Source organism: Pontibacter locisalis, assembly GCF_042684605.1.
In the GTDB taxonomy this organism is placed as follows: Bacteria; Bacteroidota; Bacteroidia; order Cytophagales; family Hymenobacteraceae; genus Pontibacter; species Pontibacter locisalis.
In genome coordinates, this window is sequence record NZ_JBHULU010000001.1 from 98,235 (window position 1) to 118,991 (window position 20,757).

The 20,757-nt window shown below is 41.5% G+C and carries 10 protein-coding genes; 2 read left to right on the top strand and 8 right to left on the bottom strand.

The window, feature by feature from the left end:
• Positions 1–324: 324 nt before the first annotated feature.
• Together ACFSRY_RS00450 and ACFSRY_RS00455 are read left to right on the top strand one after the other, a co-directional pair.
• Entirely contained in the window at positions 325–3,636 is a 3,312-nt protein-coding gene (locus tag ACFSRY_RS00450; RefSeq protein WP_377502175.1) for an Ig-like domain-containing protein, read from the top strand.
• 1,117 nt (positions 3,637–4,753) lie between these two features.
• Positions 4,754–6,145, top strand: a complete 1,392-nt coding sequence (locus ACFSRY_RS00455) for an undecaprenyl-phosphate glucose phosphotransferase (protein ID WP_377502178.1) — start codon at positions 4,754–4,756, stop codon at positions 6,143–6,145.
• Positions 6,146–6,158: 13 nt separating this feature from the next.
• Here ACFSRY_RS00455 and ACFSRY_RS00460 read toward each other — a convergent pair whose 3' ends face one another.
• The 8 genes from ACFSRY_RS00460 to ACFSRY_RS00495 form a co-directional block, all read right to left on the bottom strand.
• The gene (locus ACFSRY_RS00460; protein ID WP_377502181.1) at positions 6,159–7,340 is read right to left on the bottom strand and encodes an aldose epimerase family protein; all 1,182 of its coding nucleotides are present in this window, start codon (positions 7,338–7,340) and stop codon (positions 6,159–6,161) included.
• A 76-nt stretch (positions 7,341–7,416) separates the two neighbouring features.
• Positions 7,417–8,991, bottom strand: coding sequence for an alpha-amylase family glycosyl hydrolase (locus ACFSRY_RS00465; protein ID WP_377502184.1), 1,575 nt, complete (start codon positions 8,989–8,991; stop codon positions 7,417–7,419).
• Positions 8,992–9,085: 94 nt separating this feature from the next.
• Positions 9,086–11,557: a glycoside hydrolase family 31 protein gene (locus ACFSRY_RS00470; RefSeq protein ID WP_377502187.1), complete on the bottom strand. Its 2,472-nt coding sequence runs from the start codon at positions 11,555–11,557 to the stop codon at positions 9,086–9,088.
• A 140-nt stretch (positions 11,558–11,697) separates the two neighbouring features.
• Positions 11,698–12,801, bottom strand: a complete 1,104-nt coding sequence (locus ACFSRY_RS00475; RefSeq protein WP_377502190.1) for a SusE domain-containing protein — start codon at positions 12,799–12,801, stop codon at positions 11,698–11,700.
• Positions 12,802–12,872: 71 nt separating this feature from the next.
• Positions 12,873–14,468, bottom strand: coding sequence for a RagB/SusD family nutrient uptake outer membrane protein (locus ACFSRY_RS00480; protein WP_377502193.1), 1,596 nt, complete (start codon positions 14,466–14,468; stop codon positions 12,873–12,875).
• 17 nt (positions 14,469–14,485) lie between these two features.
• The gene (locus tag ACFSRY_RS00485) at positions 14,486–17,521 is read right to left on the bottom strand and encodes a SusC/RagA family TonB-linked outer membrane protein (RefSeq protein ID WP_377502196.1); all 3,036 of its coding nucleotides are present in this window, start codon (positions 17,519–17,521) and stop codon (positions 14,486–14,488) included.
• Between the two features lie 496 nt (positions 17,522–18,017).
• A complete protein-coding gene (locus ACFSRY_RS00490; protein ID WP_377502199.1) occupies positions 18,018–19,595 on the bottom strand; it encodes a sodium/sugar symporter in 1,578 nt (525 codons plus the stop codon).
• Between the two features lie 107 nt (positions 19,596–19,702).
• Entirely contained in the window at positions 19,703–20,734 is a 1,032-nt protein-coding gene (locus tag ACFSRY_RS00495) for a UDP-glucose--hexose-1-phosphate uridylyltransferase (RefSeq protein WP_377502202.1), read from the bottom strand.
• Between the last annotated feature and the right edge of the window lie 23 nt (positions 20,735–20,757).

Here is a 20,757-nt window from a genome sequence, read left to right on the forward strand (position 1 = left end):
TTTTACAGAGCATTCTTACTTTATCTGCCAATTTTCATAAACATGCCAATAACACAATTATACATAAACTAAATTCAATAAGAGATTAACCTGCATTTTATGCACCCACACTATATAGAAATTTATATTATACAACTTAATAGTATTTTATAACTATAATATCATACATAGGTCACAGATTCACAATTCCTTGTTTGTCTGAAATATTCAGATGCTAACAGGGAAAATATGCTTCTGTTTGTTATTGAGTTAGAGTAGTAGATAATCCCATTGTGCCTTTAGAATCTAATGATGAGCAGATTAACATTATTTTTAGTTTGTGCTATGCTTTTTTCACTGAAATTAACAGCCCAAACAAGCTTGATACCATACGGCTCCTCCTGGAACTATCTGGATAATGGGACTAACGAAGGAACAGCCTGGCGTGCCTCTACATATGATGATTCAGGTTGGAAAACCGGCAATGCTAAGTTTGGCTACGGGATTAATGATGCTTCTACGGCTATTAGCTATGGTTCTAGTCCAAATAAGAAATTTATAACCGCTTATTTCCGTAAAAGCATCAACATCAGCGATATTACCGTCTTCTCTTCTTTTACAGCGCAGATTCAACGGGATGATGGTGTAGTAGTATACATCAACGGGGTAGAGGTATATCGTAATAATTTACCCGGCGGCACCATAAGCTACACAACCCTTGCTACCGATGCGAAAGATAACGGCTCGGTTTCGCAAGCCTTCTCTATTGCTTCCTCAGTGTTTAAAACAGGCTCAAACATCATTGCTGTAGAAGTTCATCAATCAAAGGCAAACAGCCCAGATTTAGCTTTTGACATGGAGTTGATCGGTGCATTAAACACACCACCGACAAATCAGCCTCCCCAAGTAACAGTAAGCAGTCCTGTTGATAACGCAAGTGTAGCACTAGGAGAAGCTCTAACAATAGGAGCATTTGCTTCTGATCTGGAGGGAACTGTAGCAAATGTAGAGTTTTATGTAGAGGGCAGTAAAATAGGCGAAGACTTAACCAGTCCTTATGCTTATTCGTGGACGCCTACTAGCGTTGGCGTCTTTAACCTTACTGCTAAAGCCACTGATAACACTGGAGCCACTACTACTTCGGCAATTGTGAAGGTAAATGTCGTTTCTGCAGCGCCCACAGATCAGACCCCGCCTTCTGTGGTCAGTATAGACCGCTACTCTCCTGCTACCTCCACGACAGGTGCATCTTCGGTAACGTTTCGTACGACTTTTACCGAACCTGTTTCGGGGGTAGACAAAACTGATTTCCTGCTTACCGTTACTTCCGGCACGACTAGCGGCGTATTAGCTTCAGATTGTGTAGAACCTATTGGCACCGATGGTTCAGTGTATGATACTACCGTTAGTTCACTTACCGGAAGTGGCACTATTCGCCTGGACCTGATTAGCAGCGGAACAGGAATAACTGATGCTGCAGGAAACGCAATGATAAATGGCTTTAACGGCGGGAAAACCTATACAATTGACCAGACACCTCCTGTAGTGCTCAGTATAAACAGGCAAGCCCCTACAGCTGAAACCGTTGAAGCCACCTCTCTCACATTTCGGGTCACCTTCTCTGAACCAGTAACCGGCGTGGACAAGACTGACTTCAACCTCACAGTGGTTTCGGGCAGTACTACTGGGGATTTAACAGCAGAGGCAATAACCGCAGTTGATACAGATGGGGCTATCTATGATGTTACTGTCACGTCTATAAACGGGAATGGAGTATTGCGCCTAGACCTGAAGAGCGCCGATACAGGTGTTACAGATGCTGTGGGCAATCCTATCAGTGGCGGCTTTACCGGCGGACAAACTTATACTATTGAGCAGATAATAGCCGAAAGAAAGACGCCAGGGGAACCTGAAAGTATCATAGCATACAATTCTTCCTGGAAATATCTCGATAATGGCGTAGATCAAGGGATAAGTTGGCGCACTGCAGCTTACAGTGACGACAGTTGGAAGAACGGCTACGGAAAGTTTGGGTATGGTATTGATGATGCTACTACCATAGTAGATTATGGCAATTCTAGCAATAAATATATTACCACTTATTTCAGAAAGACTATTAATATTAGTAATCCAGAGATCTACAGTGGTTATATTTTAAATATTAAAAGAGATGATGGTGTCATTGTTTATATCAACGGTTCAGAAGTAATCAGAGATAACATGCCGTCTGGCACTGTTTCTTATAATACTTTAGCATCCTCGAACATTTATCCTGATAATGGCACAACACCGATTGGTTATAGAATTGATCCAAAAGCATTTGCGAGTGGTAATAACATCATTGCAGTAGAGGTACATCAGTCAAGTGCAACTAGCTTAGATATCGCTTTTGATTTAGAACTTATAGGCTTTATAGCACCTTCTGCTTCTGACTTAAAGATTACTACTTGGAATATTCAAAATTTCGGTTTTGATAAGGACAGCAAAGGAAACATCCTTTACCCTAAGGATGATAAACTTCAGTATGAAAATGTAAAAAAATCTTTGCAGTGGCTAAATGCTGATGTGTTCGCACTACAGGAAATCTCTAATGACACTTTGCTAGAAAAGCTAGTTAGTGAGTTACCAGGATATGACTTTGTAAGATCTGAAGCCTATTCATACTCTGTAAGACCAACTACAAGTGAGGTTACACCCAGAAAGCTCTATTTAGTATACCGAACAAGTAAGATAACTATAGATAGAATAAGACCTATAATGAAAGAGCTTTATGATGATATATTGTCAAACAAAGTTGTTTTAGATGGTTATCCTGGAACTAGCTCATCCGCTAAAAATGATGATAACTTATGGTACAGCGGGCGTTTACCTTTTATGATTGATCTAGTGGCTCACACAGAAGGAATTAGACGAAACATCAAAGTTGTTAATGTGCATGCTTATCATGGTATGGCAAACATCACAGATTATGAGAGACGTAAATATGATGCCCAAATACTTAAAGATACTCTAGACTCACATTTTAAAAAACATAGCACTATACTGATTGGTGATTATAATGACGATGTGGATCAATCTATTTTTGAGGGACTACCTTCTCCTTATAAGGCATATGTAGATGATGAGCACTATAATGTACTTACATATCAACTGAGTCTAAAAGGTGGAGGAACTTTCAACAACGGTAAAGAATTCAGAGACCATATAACCTGCACAGGCTCGAAAAGCACAGGATATGTTGAAAATTCAATTAGAATAGGTAATGAGTTGTTAAGCATAATTAAAAATTTTTATAGTACAACCTCAGATCATTTACCTGTTTCAGCATTTATTGATTTGACAGTAGCAGTAGAGTCAAATTATGAAGCACCCATATATAACACTGAGTTAAATGCGAAGTATGATCTGCAGGTTTATCCTAACCCTTTTGTAAAACAGGCAACAATAAGCTTTACGATAGAAAATGAAGAGAACTTTATAGTTACCCTTTTAGATAGCAAAGGCATGCAGGTGACAGAACTGAGAAAAGGAAGAACAACAGCCTGCGTACAGAACCAGATAACAGTTGATGGCACCACTTTACCGAAAGGCCTGTACATTGTAAGACTACAAACAGATGCAGGAACAAAAGCAGTAAAGCTGCTGCTGGAGAAATAAATTAACCGGCAGCAGGTTAATTTATTTCCTTTTATACATAAAACCTTCCACAGCAATAAAGCTGACACTGAAGTTATAAGTTTGAGTGCCGTTAATATCTTCTTTATTAGGTAAAATATTAGCTAGCACTGTTTCTGCGTAATCTGTTGCTGTAAGTTTAGAGATTTGATTGATGTTGATGGCTTTGCCATATATACCAGTGCAGTCCTGTGTTTGCCGTAAAGTACACCGTCTTTCATAAAGTTGCTTCCTTCAGGCCTGGCTCTGCTCACCTCCGTTACAATAGGTATACGAGGATGATTAATCAAGTTTGTGATAAACGACCTACTGGATAAAATAAATCTTAATTCTCCAACATGCCAGTAACACGATCGATTGCTTCTAAGCAACAGAACATATATCATGTTGCATTATAATACGACATGGTAACATCAACAGTAGGTATGTTTCACCTAAGGTTTGGCAGGAACTACTATTTGCAAGTTAAACAGGTGCACCTTTACAAATCTAAAGATCTGTTAGAGTTGGTTAAAAAGGTATTATTGTAAGAGACATCTCCAATTATTTTTAATGTAGTTGTCTTTATGTATATGATTATGATCAACTACACTGGCTTTTCCATGTCTTTATAAGTACTGTAATCATTATTATCAAAAGTTGCTTAGCTTGTTAAAATTCCCATCGACACAAAAAACACTCTCCAATTAACAAATTCTTGCTATTAACTGGGGAAATGTTTAGAAGTAATGAAGGTTACCAGAGTGTTTTCCATTTATATATTTCTATTAAAACACTGCTATAATATTTTTGAATAAAAATTAAAATTGTCTGCTGCACATATATTTCTCCTTCATTTTCAAGTAAAAATATTTCAATTTATTATTAGTATTATAAAAAGTATCGTTTACCCCTCTTTTTATCCTATTACCTAAAGAAGATTACAATCTGACATCTAATTTAAAGCCACCGAGGTATATTAATTATAGTTTATCTAAACATTATCAAATTATTAACCGATAATAATTCTTCACAATTAATTTAATCCAAAGATAATATTTAGTCAAAAATATAGATGAAATAAGTTGTTTTACGTCAAACAGTAACTAATTACTGCGCTATGACACATAAATATACTACTCTATTCAAGTGGATTAATGTCATAATAGATTATTCTATTTTGAACCTTACTTTATATGCCTGCTTTATTATGGCAGATAAGGATCTGTTGTGGAGGGAGGTATACGATTATAAACTAACAATTATTCTCCTAAACTTTTGTTGGTTTTATAGCTCCAATGTTTTAAATGTCTATAGCCGTATTCTAAAACGTGAAGCAGGGCCTTTGATGTCTGCCAACATTGCTTCTTTGTGCCTTTTCATATTTTTAGCAACTATAATAAAAATCGCTCTACCTTATATCTACATTCCCCCTACTCCTTTTATATATTACTTTGTTCTTTTTCCTGCGCTTATTATTGGGTGGCGCTTCACATTTTTGCTTCTAAGAAAGCACCTAAGAAAATATTTGCCAGATTATAATCGATTAGTAATTGTGGGGGCAGGATCTGCTGGTTTAGACTTGTTCAATTACATGGAGTCTAATCCGCACTTAGATTATAATCCAATAGGTATGTTTGATGATGACAGTTCAAATATACCATCTCACATAAATTTTCTAGGGAAAGTGGAAGAATGTATAAGCTATGCAAGTACTAATGGAATAAGTGAAATATACTGTGCTCTGCATAACCAGGATTATAAACGAATTGAATGGCTGATGCATGAAGCCGATAAGTTTATGATCCGCTTTAGGCTAGTACCAGATATCAAAGGGGCAATGCATCATAACTTTCTTGTAGAACTTTTTGGGTCAGTTCCTGTGCTTAAAACAAGACAGGAACCCTTAGAAAACAAAGCAAACGAAATAATCAAAAGAGTATTTGATGTCTTATTTTCAAGCTTGGTTGTAGTTTTTATCCTGAGTTGGTTGGTCCCATTACTTGCAGTAGCAATCAAAGTAGATTCTAAAGGACCTGTCTTTTTCAAGCAACTGCGTTCAGGGAAAAACAATAAGTCTTTTTACTGCTTAAAATTTAGAAGTATGAGAGTCAATGATAACTCAGACAGCATTCAGGCAAGCAGGGATGATGTGCGTGTAACCAGGGTTGGCAAGTTCATCCGAAAAACCAGTATAGATGAGTTACCGCAGTTCTTCAATGTTCTTATGGGAGACATGTCTGTAGTTGGACCTCGACCTCACATGTTGAAACATACAAATGATTACTCTCAGTTAATTAACAACTACATGGTTCGCCACTTCCTTACACCGGGTATCACTGGTTGGGCACAGGTAAATGGTTTCAGAGGGGAAACCAGGGAAACCAGCGCCATGTTAAACAGGATCAAAGCTGATTTATGGTACCTCGAAAACTGGTCTATCTTTCTTGATTTTAAAATAGTCTGTAGAACTGTGGTTGTTTTATTCAATAATAAAGGGAATGTGTTTTAAGGTCCTCTTCCCTCTACTCCCGCACACCAAACTTATAAATTGTAGTCTCCTGGTACTTCTCACCCGGCTTTAGAATAGTAGAGGGGAAACTCTCCTGGTTTGGAGAATCAGGATAATGTTGTGCCTCCAGGCAAAGACCAGCATATCGTTTATATACAGTATCGTTCTTACCTGTCAGGGAGCCATCGAGGTGGTAAGCAGTATAAAGCTGAATACCCGGTTGTGTAGTGAGAACTTCCAGCGTACGACCTGTAGCAGGATCATGCACCACAGCCGCTTTTGTGAGCTCATCTCCTCCATTGTTTATCACATAATTCAGATCATAGCCAAAACCACCAGGAAGGTTATGGATGCGGGTACCTACAGGCTGTGGTGAAGTAAAGTTATAAGGTGTTCCTTTAACCGGCTTTAGCTCACCTGTCGGAATAAGCGTTTCATCTGTGGCTGTAAACTTGTCAGCATTTATCTGCACTACATGGTTCAGAATATCCTTGTCCTGCCCGGCACTTAAGTTGAAATAGCTATGGTTGGTAAGGTTAACAGGAGTAGCCTTATCTGTAGTAGCTTCATAGTCTATTTTTAAGCCATTGTCCTCTGTTAAAGTATAAGTAACCACAGCTGTAAGATTTCCGGGATACCCCTCTTCCATGTCTTTGCTTAGGTAAGTCAGCCTTAAGGCATTTTGCCCTGGCACCTCCTCAGGCTGCCAAACAACTCTGTCAAATCCCGTGATACCACCGTGCAGGTGGTTTGGGGCATCATTTACGGCTAACTTATACTCCTGCCCATCCAGGGTAAATTTACCCTTTGCGATACGGTTTGCATACCGTCCGACAATACCACCAAAGTGAGGGTCATTTGGCACATATCCATCTACATTATCAAAGCCCAGCGTAACATCTCCCATCTTACCACTCTTATCCGGAGTAATAATTGATGTAACTATAGCACCATAATTCGTAATCTTCACCTGCACACCGTTTTGATTTGTTAAGGTATAAAGACTTACTTCTTCGCCGTTTGGTGCTGTTCCAAATGGCTCTTTTGTTATCTTCATCTCTGTTTGTTCTGCTGTAACTTTCATCGTCTGTTCTGTACTGCTCTCCTGGCTCGCACAACTGCTTAACCATACTGTGCTCATACCCCCGAAAAGAGCGAGCAGAAGAACTTTATGCTTAAAAGGAAGAATTTTCATAGGAGCTGAACATTAGTTAGTTTACGAAAAGGAAAAATACTTAAAAACCATTTTCTATCAGTAAATATATAAGCTGTTACTTCTTAAGAATTAAGGAACTGTATGCCGGAAGTATAACAGTATTGTTTATATGCGCAGCATTGTTGTGCTGCAGCATAACCTTTTTATATTCCTGAAGATCAGCAGGAACTTTCACACTGGCCTCTGTTCCGGATATATTATGCACCACAAAAACAGATTCATCATCTTGTGTGCGTACAAAAGCACTGATTGCTTTGTTGTCTACATTTACCGGACGCAGTTTTCCATAGGTAAGGGCCTTGCTGTTGTTCCTGACTTTGATCAGGTTCTTGTAGTGGTTAAGGATAGAGTTCTTGTCCTCTGCCTGCACAGCTGCAGGAGTAACGGTTTGCTCCGTGCTGTATTCTGGCTTAACCCAGGTTGCACGGCATTCATCCTCGCTTTTCACATCCCAAATAAAAGGCTCCCTGATTTGCTCATCAGGCTTTTTCCCCTTCATGCCAATCTCTTCACCATAGTAGATGTACGGTGAACCAGGCAAGGTAAACAAAAGGCCTGCAGCCATTTTGGCTTTCTCCATGTCCCCGTTCAGTTCGCTCATGATCCTGTTCTGGTCATGGTTGCTTAGAATAGTAGCATCGATATAATCGGGGTTCACCTTTTCATAAAAATTAATGATCTGAGCATGTTTGATGGCAAGTGAATCACCTTTGCCTTGTTGCAAGGCCTTCAGGATGTCCCAGCTCATTTCGAAGTTGAACAGTGCCGGCAGTCCTTTCGTGTAAGGCGCTACGGTTTTGGCTTCGGCCCAAACTTCGCCTACCAGGTATACATCCGGCTTTACCTTCTGCATCTCGCTTCTGAACTCCTCCCAGAACTGGTGGTTATCCGCCTGCCTGTCATCAGTAAAAATATGGCGGGCAGCATCTAATCTGAATCCGTCTACACCAATTTCCTCCAGCCAAAACCGACCAATTTTGTATGCTTCCTGCCTTACCTTCGGGTTATCAAAATTAAGGTCTGGCATACCACCCCAGAAAAACCCGTAATACTTATAATCGCTGCCTTCTACGCTATGCCATTGCATGGTGTTATGGGAGTCGTCCCCTGTAGTTTTTCCTTCTCCTTTTGTTATTGGGTCATCTTTGTGCGCCCATACATAGTAGTCTCTGTAAGGGCTGTTCGGGTCTTTAGCAGCCTCTTTAAACCAAGGGTGCCCGCTTCCGGAGTGATTCAGTACCAGGTCTATAACCACATTGATTCCCCTGTCATGCGCTTTTTTCACGAACTCTTTAAAATCTTCCATGGTCCCGTAATCAGGGTGAATAGCATAGTAGTCCGTCACATCATACTTGTGGTAAGAAGGTGAGGGACTCATCGGCATCAACCAGACAGCCTCAACACCCAGTTCATCCAGGTAATCCAGCTTAGAGGTCATGCCCTTTATGTCACCAATACCATCGTTATCTGAATCACAGAATGACTGCACAAAAATTTCATAGGTCACCCCTCTTGGCCAGTCGCTTGCCTGTGCTTCCGGTTGGTTATTCAGCTGCGATGGAGAACTACAAGCAGCAGAAAAGGCTAAAGCAGACCATAGTAGCAGGTTGGGTAATGTCAGCTTTTTCATAAGTTTAGTATCAATAGAAACGGTTGTTCTTAAACTGCTATGAGAGAGAACGAAGCATCCACAGAGTCAGGCACTAGGGATGCTTTGTTTCTTATCAGTAGCTTATGGTAAATCTGTCTTTGTCATTCTTCACTACAATGCTCTGCACATTATATCCAATTTTAGGGTTGGCAGAACCTTGAGGATCAAAGCGGGTAATAGGCTCAATAAAAGAAGCAAAGTCTTTATCCAGAGATTGGTTCCTGTTGTTCAGCTTCACTCTGCTCATTTCATCAAAGCCGTGCAGCATCACCTTTATGTTCTTAAAGTTGGAGTTATAGTTACCTTCTACTTTGTCAAAAGTGATGGTTTTTCTGAGCGGGTCGTAGCTAATGGTACGCTTGAAATACTCTCCATTCGTGTAGTCATAGGTCTCACCGTCATCTTCATAGTATACAAAAGAGTTATTAACGTCACCCTTGTACACATGCACGGTCAGGGTATCGGCAGGTTTCTCAGATGTACTCTGGATAAGCGATTGCATTGGAATGATACTGCTTTCCTTCACATAAATAGGAAGCTTATTATAGGCGACACCAATGATTTCTTCCTGGTTGCCTGGTTTTACCTCACCGGTATATAAATCATACCACTTCCCTCTCGGGAAATATACTTTACCATAATTCTTACCACTCTCAAACGGCATAATCAAGAAGGTTTCTCCGAACTGGTACTGACTATCAAATTCTCCGTTGTACACATGCGGATCGTGGGTATAATCAATTGCAAGCGTACGCATCAGAGGATGCCCCGTCTGAGTTGCTTCATAAAAGTTTGAGTAGATATAAGGCATCAGCTTATAGCGCAGGCTGATATAGTTTCTGGCGATCTCCGTTACCTCCTCACCATATGCCCAGGGCTCCGAAGATTTTGTGTTTACGCCTGTATGGTTACGAAAATAAGGTGTGAAAGCACCCAACTGAATCCAGCGGGCATATAAAGGAATGGAAGGATTCCCGGTAAAGCCACCTATGTCCATGGCAGAGAAAGGAATACCGCTCACTCCCAAGCTGTTCAGTAACCGGATACCCAGTAGCATATGGCTGTCTTCTGAGCGATTGTCTCCGGTCCAGATGGCAGAGTAACGCTGAATACCGGAATAGGCAGCACGGGTCAGCAGGAACGGGCGCTTATTCTCCATATGCTTGCGTGCTCCCTCATAACTTGCTCTTGCCATTTCTAAACCGTAAACGTTGCGGCCTTCTTTGTGGGTGGTAAGATGACCATCGTATTGAAAGAGTACATTGTTCGGCATTTTCTGCCCCCATGTTGCAATTTCGTTCATGTCGTTCCAGAAGCCGTCTACGCCGGTATTGGCAAAAAATTTAATCTCATCTTTCCACCATTCACGTCCTGCTTCACTCGTAAAGTCAGGGAAATGGGTCCATCCCGGCCACACTTGCCCCTGGTAATATTCTCCGTCAGGATACTTCAGAAAAATATCTGCTTTTTTCCCTCGCTCATATGCGCCATAGCCAGGTTCTACCTTTATTCCCGGATCAACTATAACGGTTGTCTTAAAGCCCATGTCCTTCAGCTTCTTGTTCATCTGCATCGGGTTCGGAAAGCGGTCGGTGTTCCAGGTAAACAGTTTGTAGGCATCCATGTAATGGATGTCAAGGGTAATGCCATCGGCTGGAATCTTTTTCTCACGCAGCGTTTGCGCAATCCGAAAAACTTCTGTCTCGGGGTAATAAGAATAACGGTTCTGCTGGTAGCCTAAACTCCATAGCGGGGGCAGGTCCATGCGACCAGTAATGTCAGAATAAGAGGTGATAATATCTGGCAATTTTGTATGGTAAATGAAGTAGTAATCCATTTCCCCTCCCTGTGCCCCAAAAGAAGAGAAGCGGTTATTACTGGCACCAAAATTAAAATCGCTCTGGTAAGTATTATCGAAGAAGATGCCATAGTTCAGGCCACTGTGTATACCTATATAAAAAGGGATGGTAGCATAAAGCGGATCCTGACCTGTAGTATAACCATAGGCATCGGTATTCCAGTTTGTATAGCCACTACCCCTCCTGTCGAGTCCGCCGGTCTTTTCACCCAGACCAATAAAGCGTTCTCCTTCCTGCATGGTCTTATAGGTAGTTACTTCCTCCCCTATCCAGGAGGTGGTTAGCCCTTCCTCATCTTTATTGATTACGCGCCCATTCTTCGTGAGAAAAGCAACTGCGAAAGGGTTCTTATTTATGCGGGTAACAAGTGAGTCCGTGGTGATAACCACTTCATTGTTATTCTGAACTATATTCGCTTTGGTTTGCTTAGGTTTACCCACCACTGCATAGGAGAAATCATCCCCTAATTTCTTCTTGTCCATGCGCACTCGGATGACAGAAGGGCTGTATACAGTGACTTCTATAAAAGCATTCTGATCGGTAGTCAGATTTACTTTCTGGTCGCTGATGTTTACAGTAGTTACTTTCCCGATATTCTTAACAGGATTTTCCTGCTGTGCTGTGGCAGGTAAAATGAATACTGAAAACAGAAGCACCGCAGCTATTGGTCTGATGATATGCTTCATTCTATAGTTTTATAGGTTAGATGGATGTGTAGCTAAAAAAATCAACCCGGCAGAGTTCTACCACCGGGTTGATTCCAAGTTTGGTTATGTTGTCTGCAAACAGATGAATGGCTTATTGTGTATCATCAGTGCAGATTCTTTTAGTTCTTCTTAATGAACAAGTAGTTTGCCGTAAGATCATTGAAAACTATAAAGTACGTTCCAGCAGGTATTATAATGTTGTCGCCGCCAGCTTTGTTGAACAATTTCTCCTGTTCACCTGCCGGGGCACCCCAGTTTGAATCCCAACCAGAGGCAATTCTAAACTTCATCTCCACATCATCAGCAAAAGTATATTCTACTGTCCAGTAATGAGGATTAAAACTTGATTTGTTCATCGGTACAATTTTACTCCAAACATCTGTTGTTGCATCAGGCTTGAAAGAACCTATAATACCAATTGAATTATAAACAGGCTTAGTGCTTGCATCATAATCCGTGATAGAGTAAGTATTGTTGCGCAGGTCTACTGTTACAGTTTTATAACCTTCTGTTTGGATTTGAATTGAAGCAGGATCAGGATCCGCTTCCGTCTCGCGGAATACTAAAGTGTTATTAGCACCGGCCCCAAACATTGGAGCCCAGCCGCCACGCTTACCTAAAAACTTAAAGTAGCCAGGCTTAAGCTTACCTGTATAGGTAAATTTAAACAGGTCGTTCGGATCACGTAGCATTGCTATGGCATCTCCGTTGTTCCAACCTGCATCCGTTGCATCGCCTACCATGTACAGCGTAGCATAAGGAGGCTCTGTGAGGTATGGAGTAATAGTTAACGTTTTAACTGCAGAAACAGGAGATTCAATTTTAGGAGAAATAGAAGCACGAACCCGCATATCAATTTCATTAGGATTGAAAGCTTTTATATCAAGCCTGTTAACCAATGTATTTAACTGGGCAACAGTAAAGGTTTCTTCTGTATCAGTACCCAGTTCTGCAGTAACAGGAGCAGCAAAGTTATTGCCTTTCATGTCCATCTCCAGAACATAGTTAACTGCAGCCTGGTAACCAAAGTCAGCAGGGGTCCAGGTTAACTTAAGCGCATTGTTGTCTGCATTATCCTCTTCTAACACAACACTGTTAGCAGATACCGTAAGAGCAGGTGCTGTACCTTCTGAAACGAACACCATGTCCTCATCTTTCTCGCAGCTCATCAGGGCTAGCGAAGCGAAGAGGAAGATAAAAGATTTATTTAGCCAGTTTTTCATAAAACCATTTTTAAGATAAGTTAACAGCACATCCAGCTACCTCAAAAGGGTAGCTTGATAGCTGCAATTAATTAATATCCTGGGTTCTGTTTCAGATTAGGATTTGCTGTGACGTCTGTAGTTGGCAGCGGGAACAACGTACGGAAAGCAGCTACAGCTCTTCCCTCTTTCACGCCACCTTTCCAAGGCCACAAGTAGTTATCCGTTGTAAACCTGTTAAAGCGAATCAGGTCCGTACGGCGGTGCCCCTCCCACTTCAGTTCACGTGCACGTTCATTCAGGATGAAGTCCAGGTTAAGCTGGCTTGAAGTAATTGCTCCGTTTGCAGAGCCAATATAAGCTCTGTCGCGCAGTTGGTTTATATACTGCAGCGCAGTTGCCATGTCACCACCTGAACCACCACGAAGCACCGCCTCAGCATACATCAGGTACACATCACCTAACCGGAACATCGGGAAATCAGTATCAGGGTGGTTACCAGACGGATCTGATCCTACCTGCCCTGTAGAGGTAACATTTCTCCATTTTGCAATGGCATAACCATCTGTAAAAGTAAAAATGTCATTGATCTCCAAGCTCTGACCTACTGTGTAAAAATTAGCACGGTCGTCAGTATTGCCACTGATATCATCAAAAAGATTAACAATTGGCTTTGTTGTACGAAGACCGGACCATCCACCATTGATACCAAAATCAGAGGCCTTCATACTTCCGCCTACTGGTGCATGCACCAGATACGTCATGCCACCCCATGTAGTCGTCCTGAGTCCATCAAATGTGATCGGGAAAATGATTTCGTTTGATTTATTATTGTCGGCCAGGAACAAATGATCATAATCATCTTCCAGGGTGTATCCGGCATTGATTACCTTTTTAGCATAGGTAACAGCATCTGTATATCTTGCTGTACCAGTATATACCTGCGCGTTCAGATAAAGCTTAGTAAGAAGCGTCCAGGCAGCAGCTTTGTCAGCACGACCATATTCATTTTGGCGTGCATCAACCAATTCGCTTTCTATTGCAAGTAATTCAGACTCTACATATTCAAAAAGCTCTGCTCTGCTGATTTGCTCCGGAAAAAAGAAGCCTACTTGATCCTCTTCTGTAACGAAAGGAACATTACCATAAAGGTCTAATGCATGCCAGTAACTCAACGCTCTCAGGAAACGGGCTTCGGCACGAAAGTTCTTTGCAGCTTCCAGGTTAGCTCCTGTTATGCCACGCTCCGCCAATTTAGCATCAGTGGTCTCACGGATAAACTCATTCGTGAGAGACACCTGATAAAAAATTCGGTCATAAAGGGCGCGAAGGAATTCGTTTCCAGCAGTCCAGTCCATATCGTGCAGGTCGCGCAGGTTACCGTCATTCCATGCAATAATGGCTTCATCGGTTGTTAGCTCCTGTGCCTGCCAGTACTGACGCAGGTAGTTTGAGAAACCTTCGTCAATACCACCAATATCCGGGCGGCCTGTTGGTCCTTGCTGACCAGTTACAGCATAACCGGCATAAAGCTTTGCCAGAATAGGCTTATAGTTTGAAAAATCCTGATAAACTTTAGAAGACACAACTTCAAATTCTGGCGTTATATCCAGATCTTGCTCACAGGCTACAGAAGTAAGAGTTATTACTCCGGCAAGCGCCATGTTTCTTATGAATTTTGTATTCATATATTTATTTTAAAATATTACAAGTTGAGAAATAGCCCGAGGGTATAAACGCGAGGTCTAGGATAGAGTGAATAATCTATTCCAGAAGGTACCTCCGGATCAAGACCATTGTACTCTGTGATCACGAACACATTCTGCACGTTTGCACTAAGGCGAAGACCAACTTTATCATTAAGCACTCTTCCGAAGTTATAGCCCAAAGTAAGGTTATCCATGCGCAGGAACGAAGCATTTTCTATGTAATAATCAGAAAACAACTGATAAGTTCCGAACCCTGTCTCCAAAACGTTTGCTGAAACGTTATTTAAGTAATTAGGGAAAGAGAAAGACTGGGTTGTACCTAAGTTTGAGTACACGTTGTTATACATGTAGTTACCAAAGTTGCCACGAACTACTGTACTCAGATCCCAGTTACCATAGTTGACCTGCGTATTAAAACCTAAATTGAAATTAGCTGTCGGGTTCTTGTACAGGTACTTGTCTTCTGGGGTAATTTCACCATCTCCGTTAAGATCTGCGTAGAGGCCCTCAACTGGCTTTCCATCAGCTCCATAAACTTGCTTGTATACAAAGAAAGAAAAAGGTGCATAGCCAAGAGTATATTTTTGTATAGTGTTACCAACACCACCACTAATACCACCTACGTCGTAACCAGTAAAGCTAGGATCTTCAACTTTGCTAAGTCCTGTAATTTCCTGATCAATCAACGTTCCGTTTATTCCGATGTTCCAGGTTAACTTTTCATTGCTTACAGCCACAAAGTTCAAAGCCGCTTCTAAACCTTTAGTTTCCATACTACCCACATTTGTGAACAGTCTGTTTGTGAGGTTTGTACCAGCAGGAACATTAATTTCGGCAAGAAGGTCTTCAGTATCTTTAAAGAATACATCCAGGCTACCGGTAATTCTATTGCTTAGGAAGCCAAAATCCAGGCCGGCATTATAGGTAGTAGTTTCTTCCCATTTGATACCCACATCATATCCCTCAGGTCTGAATGTATTATAGAATGTATTACCGAACTGGTATTGAGCAGTGTTGTCAGCACGAGTATAACGGGCTAAGTAAGGAAATAGTGGACCTATGTCCTGCTGTCCTGTTACACCATAGCCTAATCTTAACTTAAGATCTGAAACAAAGCCAACATCCTGCATGAAACCTTCTTCGCTGATTCTCCAGGCAAAAGCAAGAGCAGGGAAAACACCCCACCTGTTGTCCTCGCTGAACCTGGAAGATCCATCATAACGAACCGTTGCTGTAAGGAGATAACGGTCCAGTAAAGAGTAGTTAAGCCTACCAAAATATGATTTCAGTCTGTAGTGAGACTGAGATGGAATCCCATCAACCGGAGTTCCTATGATATTACCTTCTGCATCCACAAAGTTGAAATCAGGAGATTTAGAGAAAAAGTCCTGAAAAGAGTAACCGGCAGTTGCTTCTATGCGGCTGTTTATACCCGTTAGTTCCTTTGTATAATTAAGGTAAAAGTCTAACAGATCATTTTCCCTGTTCTGAGCATAACGTGAAATGGTTTGAACACCATATTGGTTAGGAGCATAGTTAGCAGCTTCAATTATGCGTCCTTCACTATCAGACCTGTCAGTACCGATGTTAAGATTTGCTCTTAACTCAGGCAAGAAATGAAATTTATAATCAATCTGTACATTTCCTATCCATCTGTTTGCTTCCCCCTGATCGTCTCTCTGCTTAAGCAAACTCAATGGGTTTGTTGGAGCAAGAGTGTTAAAGGCGTTATTTAATGTCCATTGGAAATACCCTCCAAATTGATTATCAGGTTGGAATACAGGCCGGGTTGGATCAAAAATAATTGCCGCACCAATGGCCCCTTCATTTGCAAAAACACTTTCCGTAAGCGCTCCTTTAAAATTCAGGTTAACACTCAAGTGATCATCCAAAAAGCTAGGATTCAAGCTTAATCCCAAAGATTTTCTTTCGAAGTTAGACGTCTTAAGTACCCCATCCTGGTTTAGATAGCCTAAAGACAACCGGTAAGGAAGTGATTTGTAAGAACCACTTAAGCTAATGGTATTATCAGTAATATAGGCATCCCTGTAGATCACATCCTGCCAATCTGTGCTTGCATCGCCTAACAGGTCTTTTTGAGTTTGTGTACCTGTTTCATTTACCAAAGCTCTGAACTCGTCTCCGGAAAGTACATCAATTTTGTCTGTAACAGTTGAGTAAGAATGCTGCGTACTGAAATTTACTGAAAGCTTCTCTCCCGCTTTACCCTTTTTTGTAGTAATTATGATGACACCATTTGAGGCACGTGATCCATAAATCGCGGTGGCAGAAGCATCTTTTAAAATGTTAAAGGAGGCAATGTCATCCGGGTTAAGAAAGCTCAAAGGGTTTGCTACACCAGAAACCCCTCCATTATCAATAGGCACACCATCGATAACGATCAAGGGATCATTGCTGGCAAACAAAGAAGCTCCTCCCCTGATACGGATTCTGCTTCCGGCTCCCGGAGCACCGCTATTGGAAGTAATCTGTACACCAGCAACCTTGCCCTGTATAAGCTGCTCAGGAGTAGTATTTTGCCCCTTAACAAACTCATCAGAAGTAACCGCAGTTACAGCTCCTGTTACATCGCTTTTCTTCTGCGTGCCATAACCAACTACAACCACCTCCTGAAGGGCTTTGGTGTCAGGTCTTAAGGTAACATTGAAATTAGACTGATTTCCGATTGCTACCTCCTGGTTCGTGTAGCCAATATAAGAGAAAACAAGCGTTCCGCCTGTTTGAGGGACAGAGAGAGAGAAGTTTCCGTTCACATCGGTAGAGGTTCCAGTTGTTGTACCTTTCAACACAACCGTAACTCCCGGAAGGCCTTCCCCATTCTCATTTACTACCTTGCCTCTCAAAGACACATTCTGTTGTCTTGCTTGCAAAGAGCTGGTAACCTCTGTGTTGTTTTTGACAACTACAGGGTTTCCGTCTCCACTTTCGGCGTTTGCATTACCTGAAATATACAGGCAGCACAAAGCCATGGTCAAGCCGAAGCTAATCCGTTTTGTAGACTTTTTTTGCATATAAAGTTTAAGTGAGTGATAGTTAGAATTTGGTAACACTGGTGTGTGGCTCTGGATGCTAATGAATAAGTAATCCTCAACACAACACGCTAAAATCAATAGCTAAACTAATAATTATACAATTTGTTTTTTAAGAGATAACCATTAATCAAAAAAAGCTCAGCTAGTTCAGAGCAGAGCAATTCAACCTCTTGCTTTAGACTCGATCCCTGATCTTTGCTAAGACCGTGAATTTTTCCTTAAAAAGCAAGTTATATATATATAGATTTTGTCATAATAACACTTCTGTTGAAAGCATGTTTAGCTATAAAAGAAGTAAAAGATGACATCCAGCATTAAAGTAGAAGCTTCCTTTGCACAAGGAAAGCCATTTTTATACGTGCTTTACGAAACATTAGATGCACATACTAAAAAAAAGCCTGCATACCCGCGCAAAATTAACGGGTTTACAGGCTTTTCTGATAGGTAAGGTATGGTTTCTGCAGAAGTGATTCCTTTACCAGAAGATGATGTAAATAGCTGCTGTTATAAATAAGATAGCCAGTGCTGCTACATTAAATATCGAGTCTGTACTGAATAGGTTTGTTTCAATCCTTACATAGTTTTCAGGTACTCTGTTCTTTGTTTTGTTTTCATACAAAGAATAAATAATTATCAAAGCTGTAAGAAGCAGAAATACCACACCCATCTGATCCAGGAATGGCATAGTTGGGAATACCAGGTCAATAATTATACTAACTGGTACGGAAGCGATGGCTGTTGCCAAAGCAGCATTAGAGGTGGTTTTTTTCCAGAAAAGACCAAAGGCAAACAAAACAACAATACCTGGGCTAACATAGCCGGTATACTTTTGTATGAACTGGAATATCTGCTCTTCGCCACCCAACAGAGGCTCCGCTACCAGTGCCGCTATAATAATAGCTACCAGGCTGACTAGTCTACCAATAGAAACCAGTTGATTCTCACTCGCATCTTTCTTTAAGTGAGCTTTATAAATGTCCATCGTAAAGATGGTTGCCGTAGAGTTCATCATGGAGCTCAGGGAGGACAAAGCAGCAGCGATGAGTGCCGCAAAAGCAAGACCTTTTACACCTGTAGGCACAATGTTACTTAATAGCCAAGGGTATGCCTCATCGTATCTCGTGATATCAGCGTTTAGGGCAAAAGCTGCAATACCTGGTAGTACCACCACCAACGGAATAAGAAGCTTTAAGAAGGCAGCAAAAGAAAGCCCCCATTGTACCTCCTTCACACTTTTGGCAGCAAGTGCTCTTTGAATAATATATTGGTTAAAGCCCCAGTAGCTTATGTTAGCAATCCACATTCCACCGAAAAGAACCGTCATACCAGGCAAGTCTTTATAGAAAGGATTCGTCTCCTCCAGAATCATGTCAAATTTCTCCGGTACCTCCACCAGCAACTGCGAGAATCCGGCAATGGCTCCCTGACCGCCACTAACGGCATCTAAAGCAAGGAACGTAGTAACAAGGCCACCCGCTACAAGGAAAATTACCTGCACTACGTCCGTCCAGGCTACCGCCTTCAGACCACCATAAATAGAGTAAGCTACCGCTACAGTCGCTAAGCCAAGAATAGCCTGGAATGTTGTTATACCTAACACCACACTAAGCGCAAGAGCCGAAAGGTAAAGCACCGTGGTAAGGTTTACGAAGATGTAAAGCATGATCCAGAAAATGGCAAGGCTGGTCCGGATGCGGTCATCATAACGTAACTTCAGGAACTGGGGCATTGTAAAAATGCCTTCCTTGATGTAGATCGGAAGGAAGAATTTCGCAACCACTAGCAGGGTAATTGCAGCCATAAATTCGTAGCTGGCAATACCAAGTCCGATAGCAAAACCAGAACCCGACATACCGATAAACTGTTCTGCCGAAATATTAGAAGCAATCAGGGAAGCCCCAATGGCCCACCAGGGCAGGGATTTGCTCGCCAGGAAATAGTCAGTAGAGTTCTTTTTATGGCCTTTCTTCTCGCGGGAAACAAGGATACCGATGACTATAATAAAGACACAATAGCCAATGAAGATGATAAAGTCCAGTGGAGAGAGATTCATGTAAAGGAGCGTTATTTATTTGTTTAAGGGTTAAAGTTGACTCTGTAAATAGAAACAATTTTAAATATGGATATTATATATTATAGTTTTCTAATATAAAAAGGAAATTATCTTTGAAGAAAGCTTTTTAGCTTTTCAGCACTTGTTTCAGGTGTTATATCACGCTGCGGGCTCCCTAGCATCTCATATCCAACCATAAATTTTTTAATGCTGGCAGAGCGTAAAAGGGGCGGGTAAAAGTGCATATGAAAATGCCATCCCAGGTACTCCTTACCATCTGTTGGCTGCTGGTGTATACCGGAAGAGTATGGGAAGGAGGTACTGAAAACTTTATCATAAATAGAGGTTATTCTTTTGATGGCATCCGCATAGGCATCTTTCTCCTCTGTTTTCATCTGGCCGATGTGCTGAAAATGGCGTTTACTGATAACAATCGTTTCGAATGGCCAAACTGCCCAGAAAGGTACTACTACCGCAAAAGAAGCATTTTCATAAACCACCCGCTTTTGCTCCTGCAGTTCTAGGGAAAGGTAATCCTGCAAGAGGCTTTTCTGATGCTCCAGATAGTAATTTTCCTGTTGGGTGGTTTCTTTTGCCGGTTCATTAGGAATTGTACTCTGAGCCCAGATCTGGCCGTGTGGGTGTGGATTGCTACACCCCATAATAAAGCCTTTATTCTCAAATATCTGCACATAATGGATAAAATCTACTTTACTCAGTTCCTCGTACTCCTGCTGCCATAGATCTACCACATTACGGATATCTGCAACTGCCATGTCGGCTAAAGTATGATCATGGCGCGGTGAAAAGCAGATTACTTTGCAGATTCCCCGCTCACTCTCTGCCCGAAGCAAACCTCCCCGTTCAAACTTGCCTGCCGGGGTGTCAGACTTTAATGCACCAAAGTCATTTTCGAAAACGAAGGTAGTTTTGTAATCAGGATTATGCGCCCCATTTGCTCTTTCGTTAGTAGGACAGAGGTAGCAGGAAGGGTCGTAACCAAGTCTGTCGTCTACACACACCTCCTCCTGCTGCCCCTGCCAAGGTCTCTTTGCTCTATGAGGAGAAACAAGCACCCACTCCCCGATCAGTGGGTTAAAGCGTCGATGCGGGTGATCTGCTAAAATGAATGAACTCATCTGGTGTATAAATTCAGCTTTAT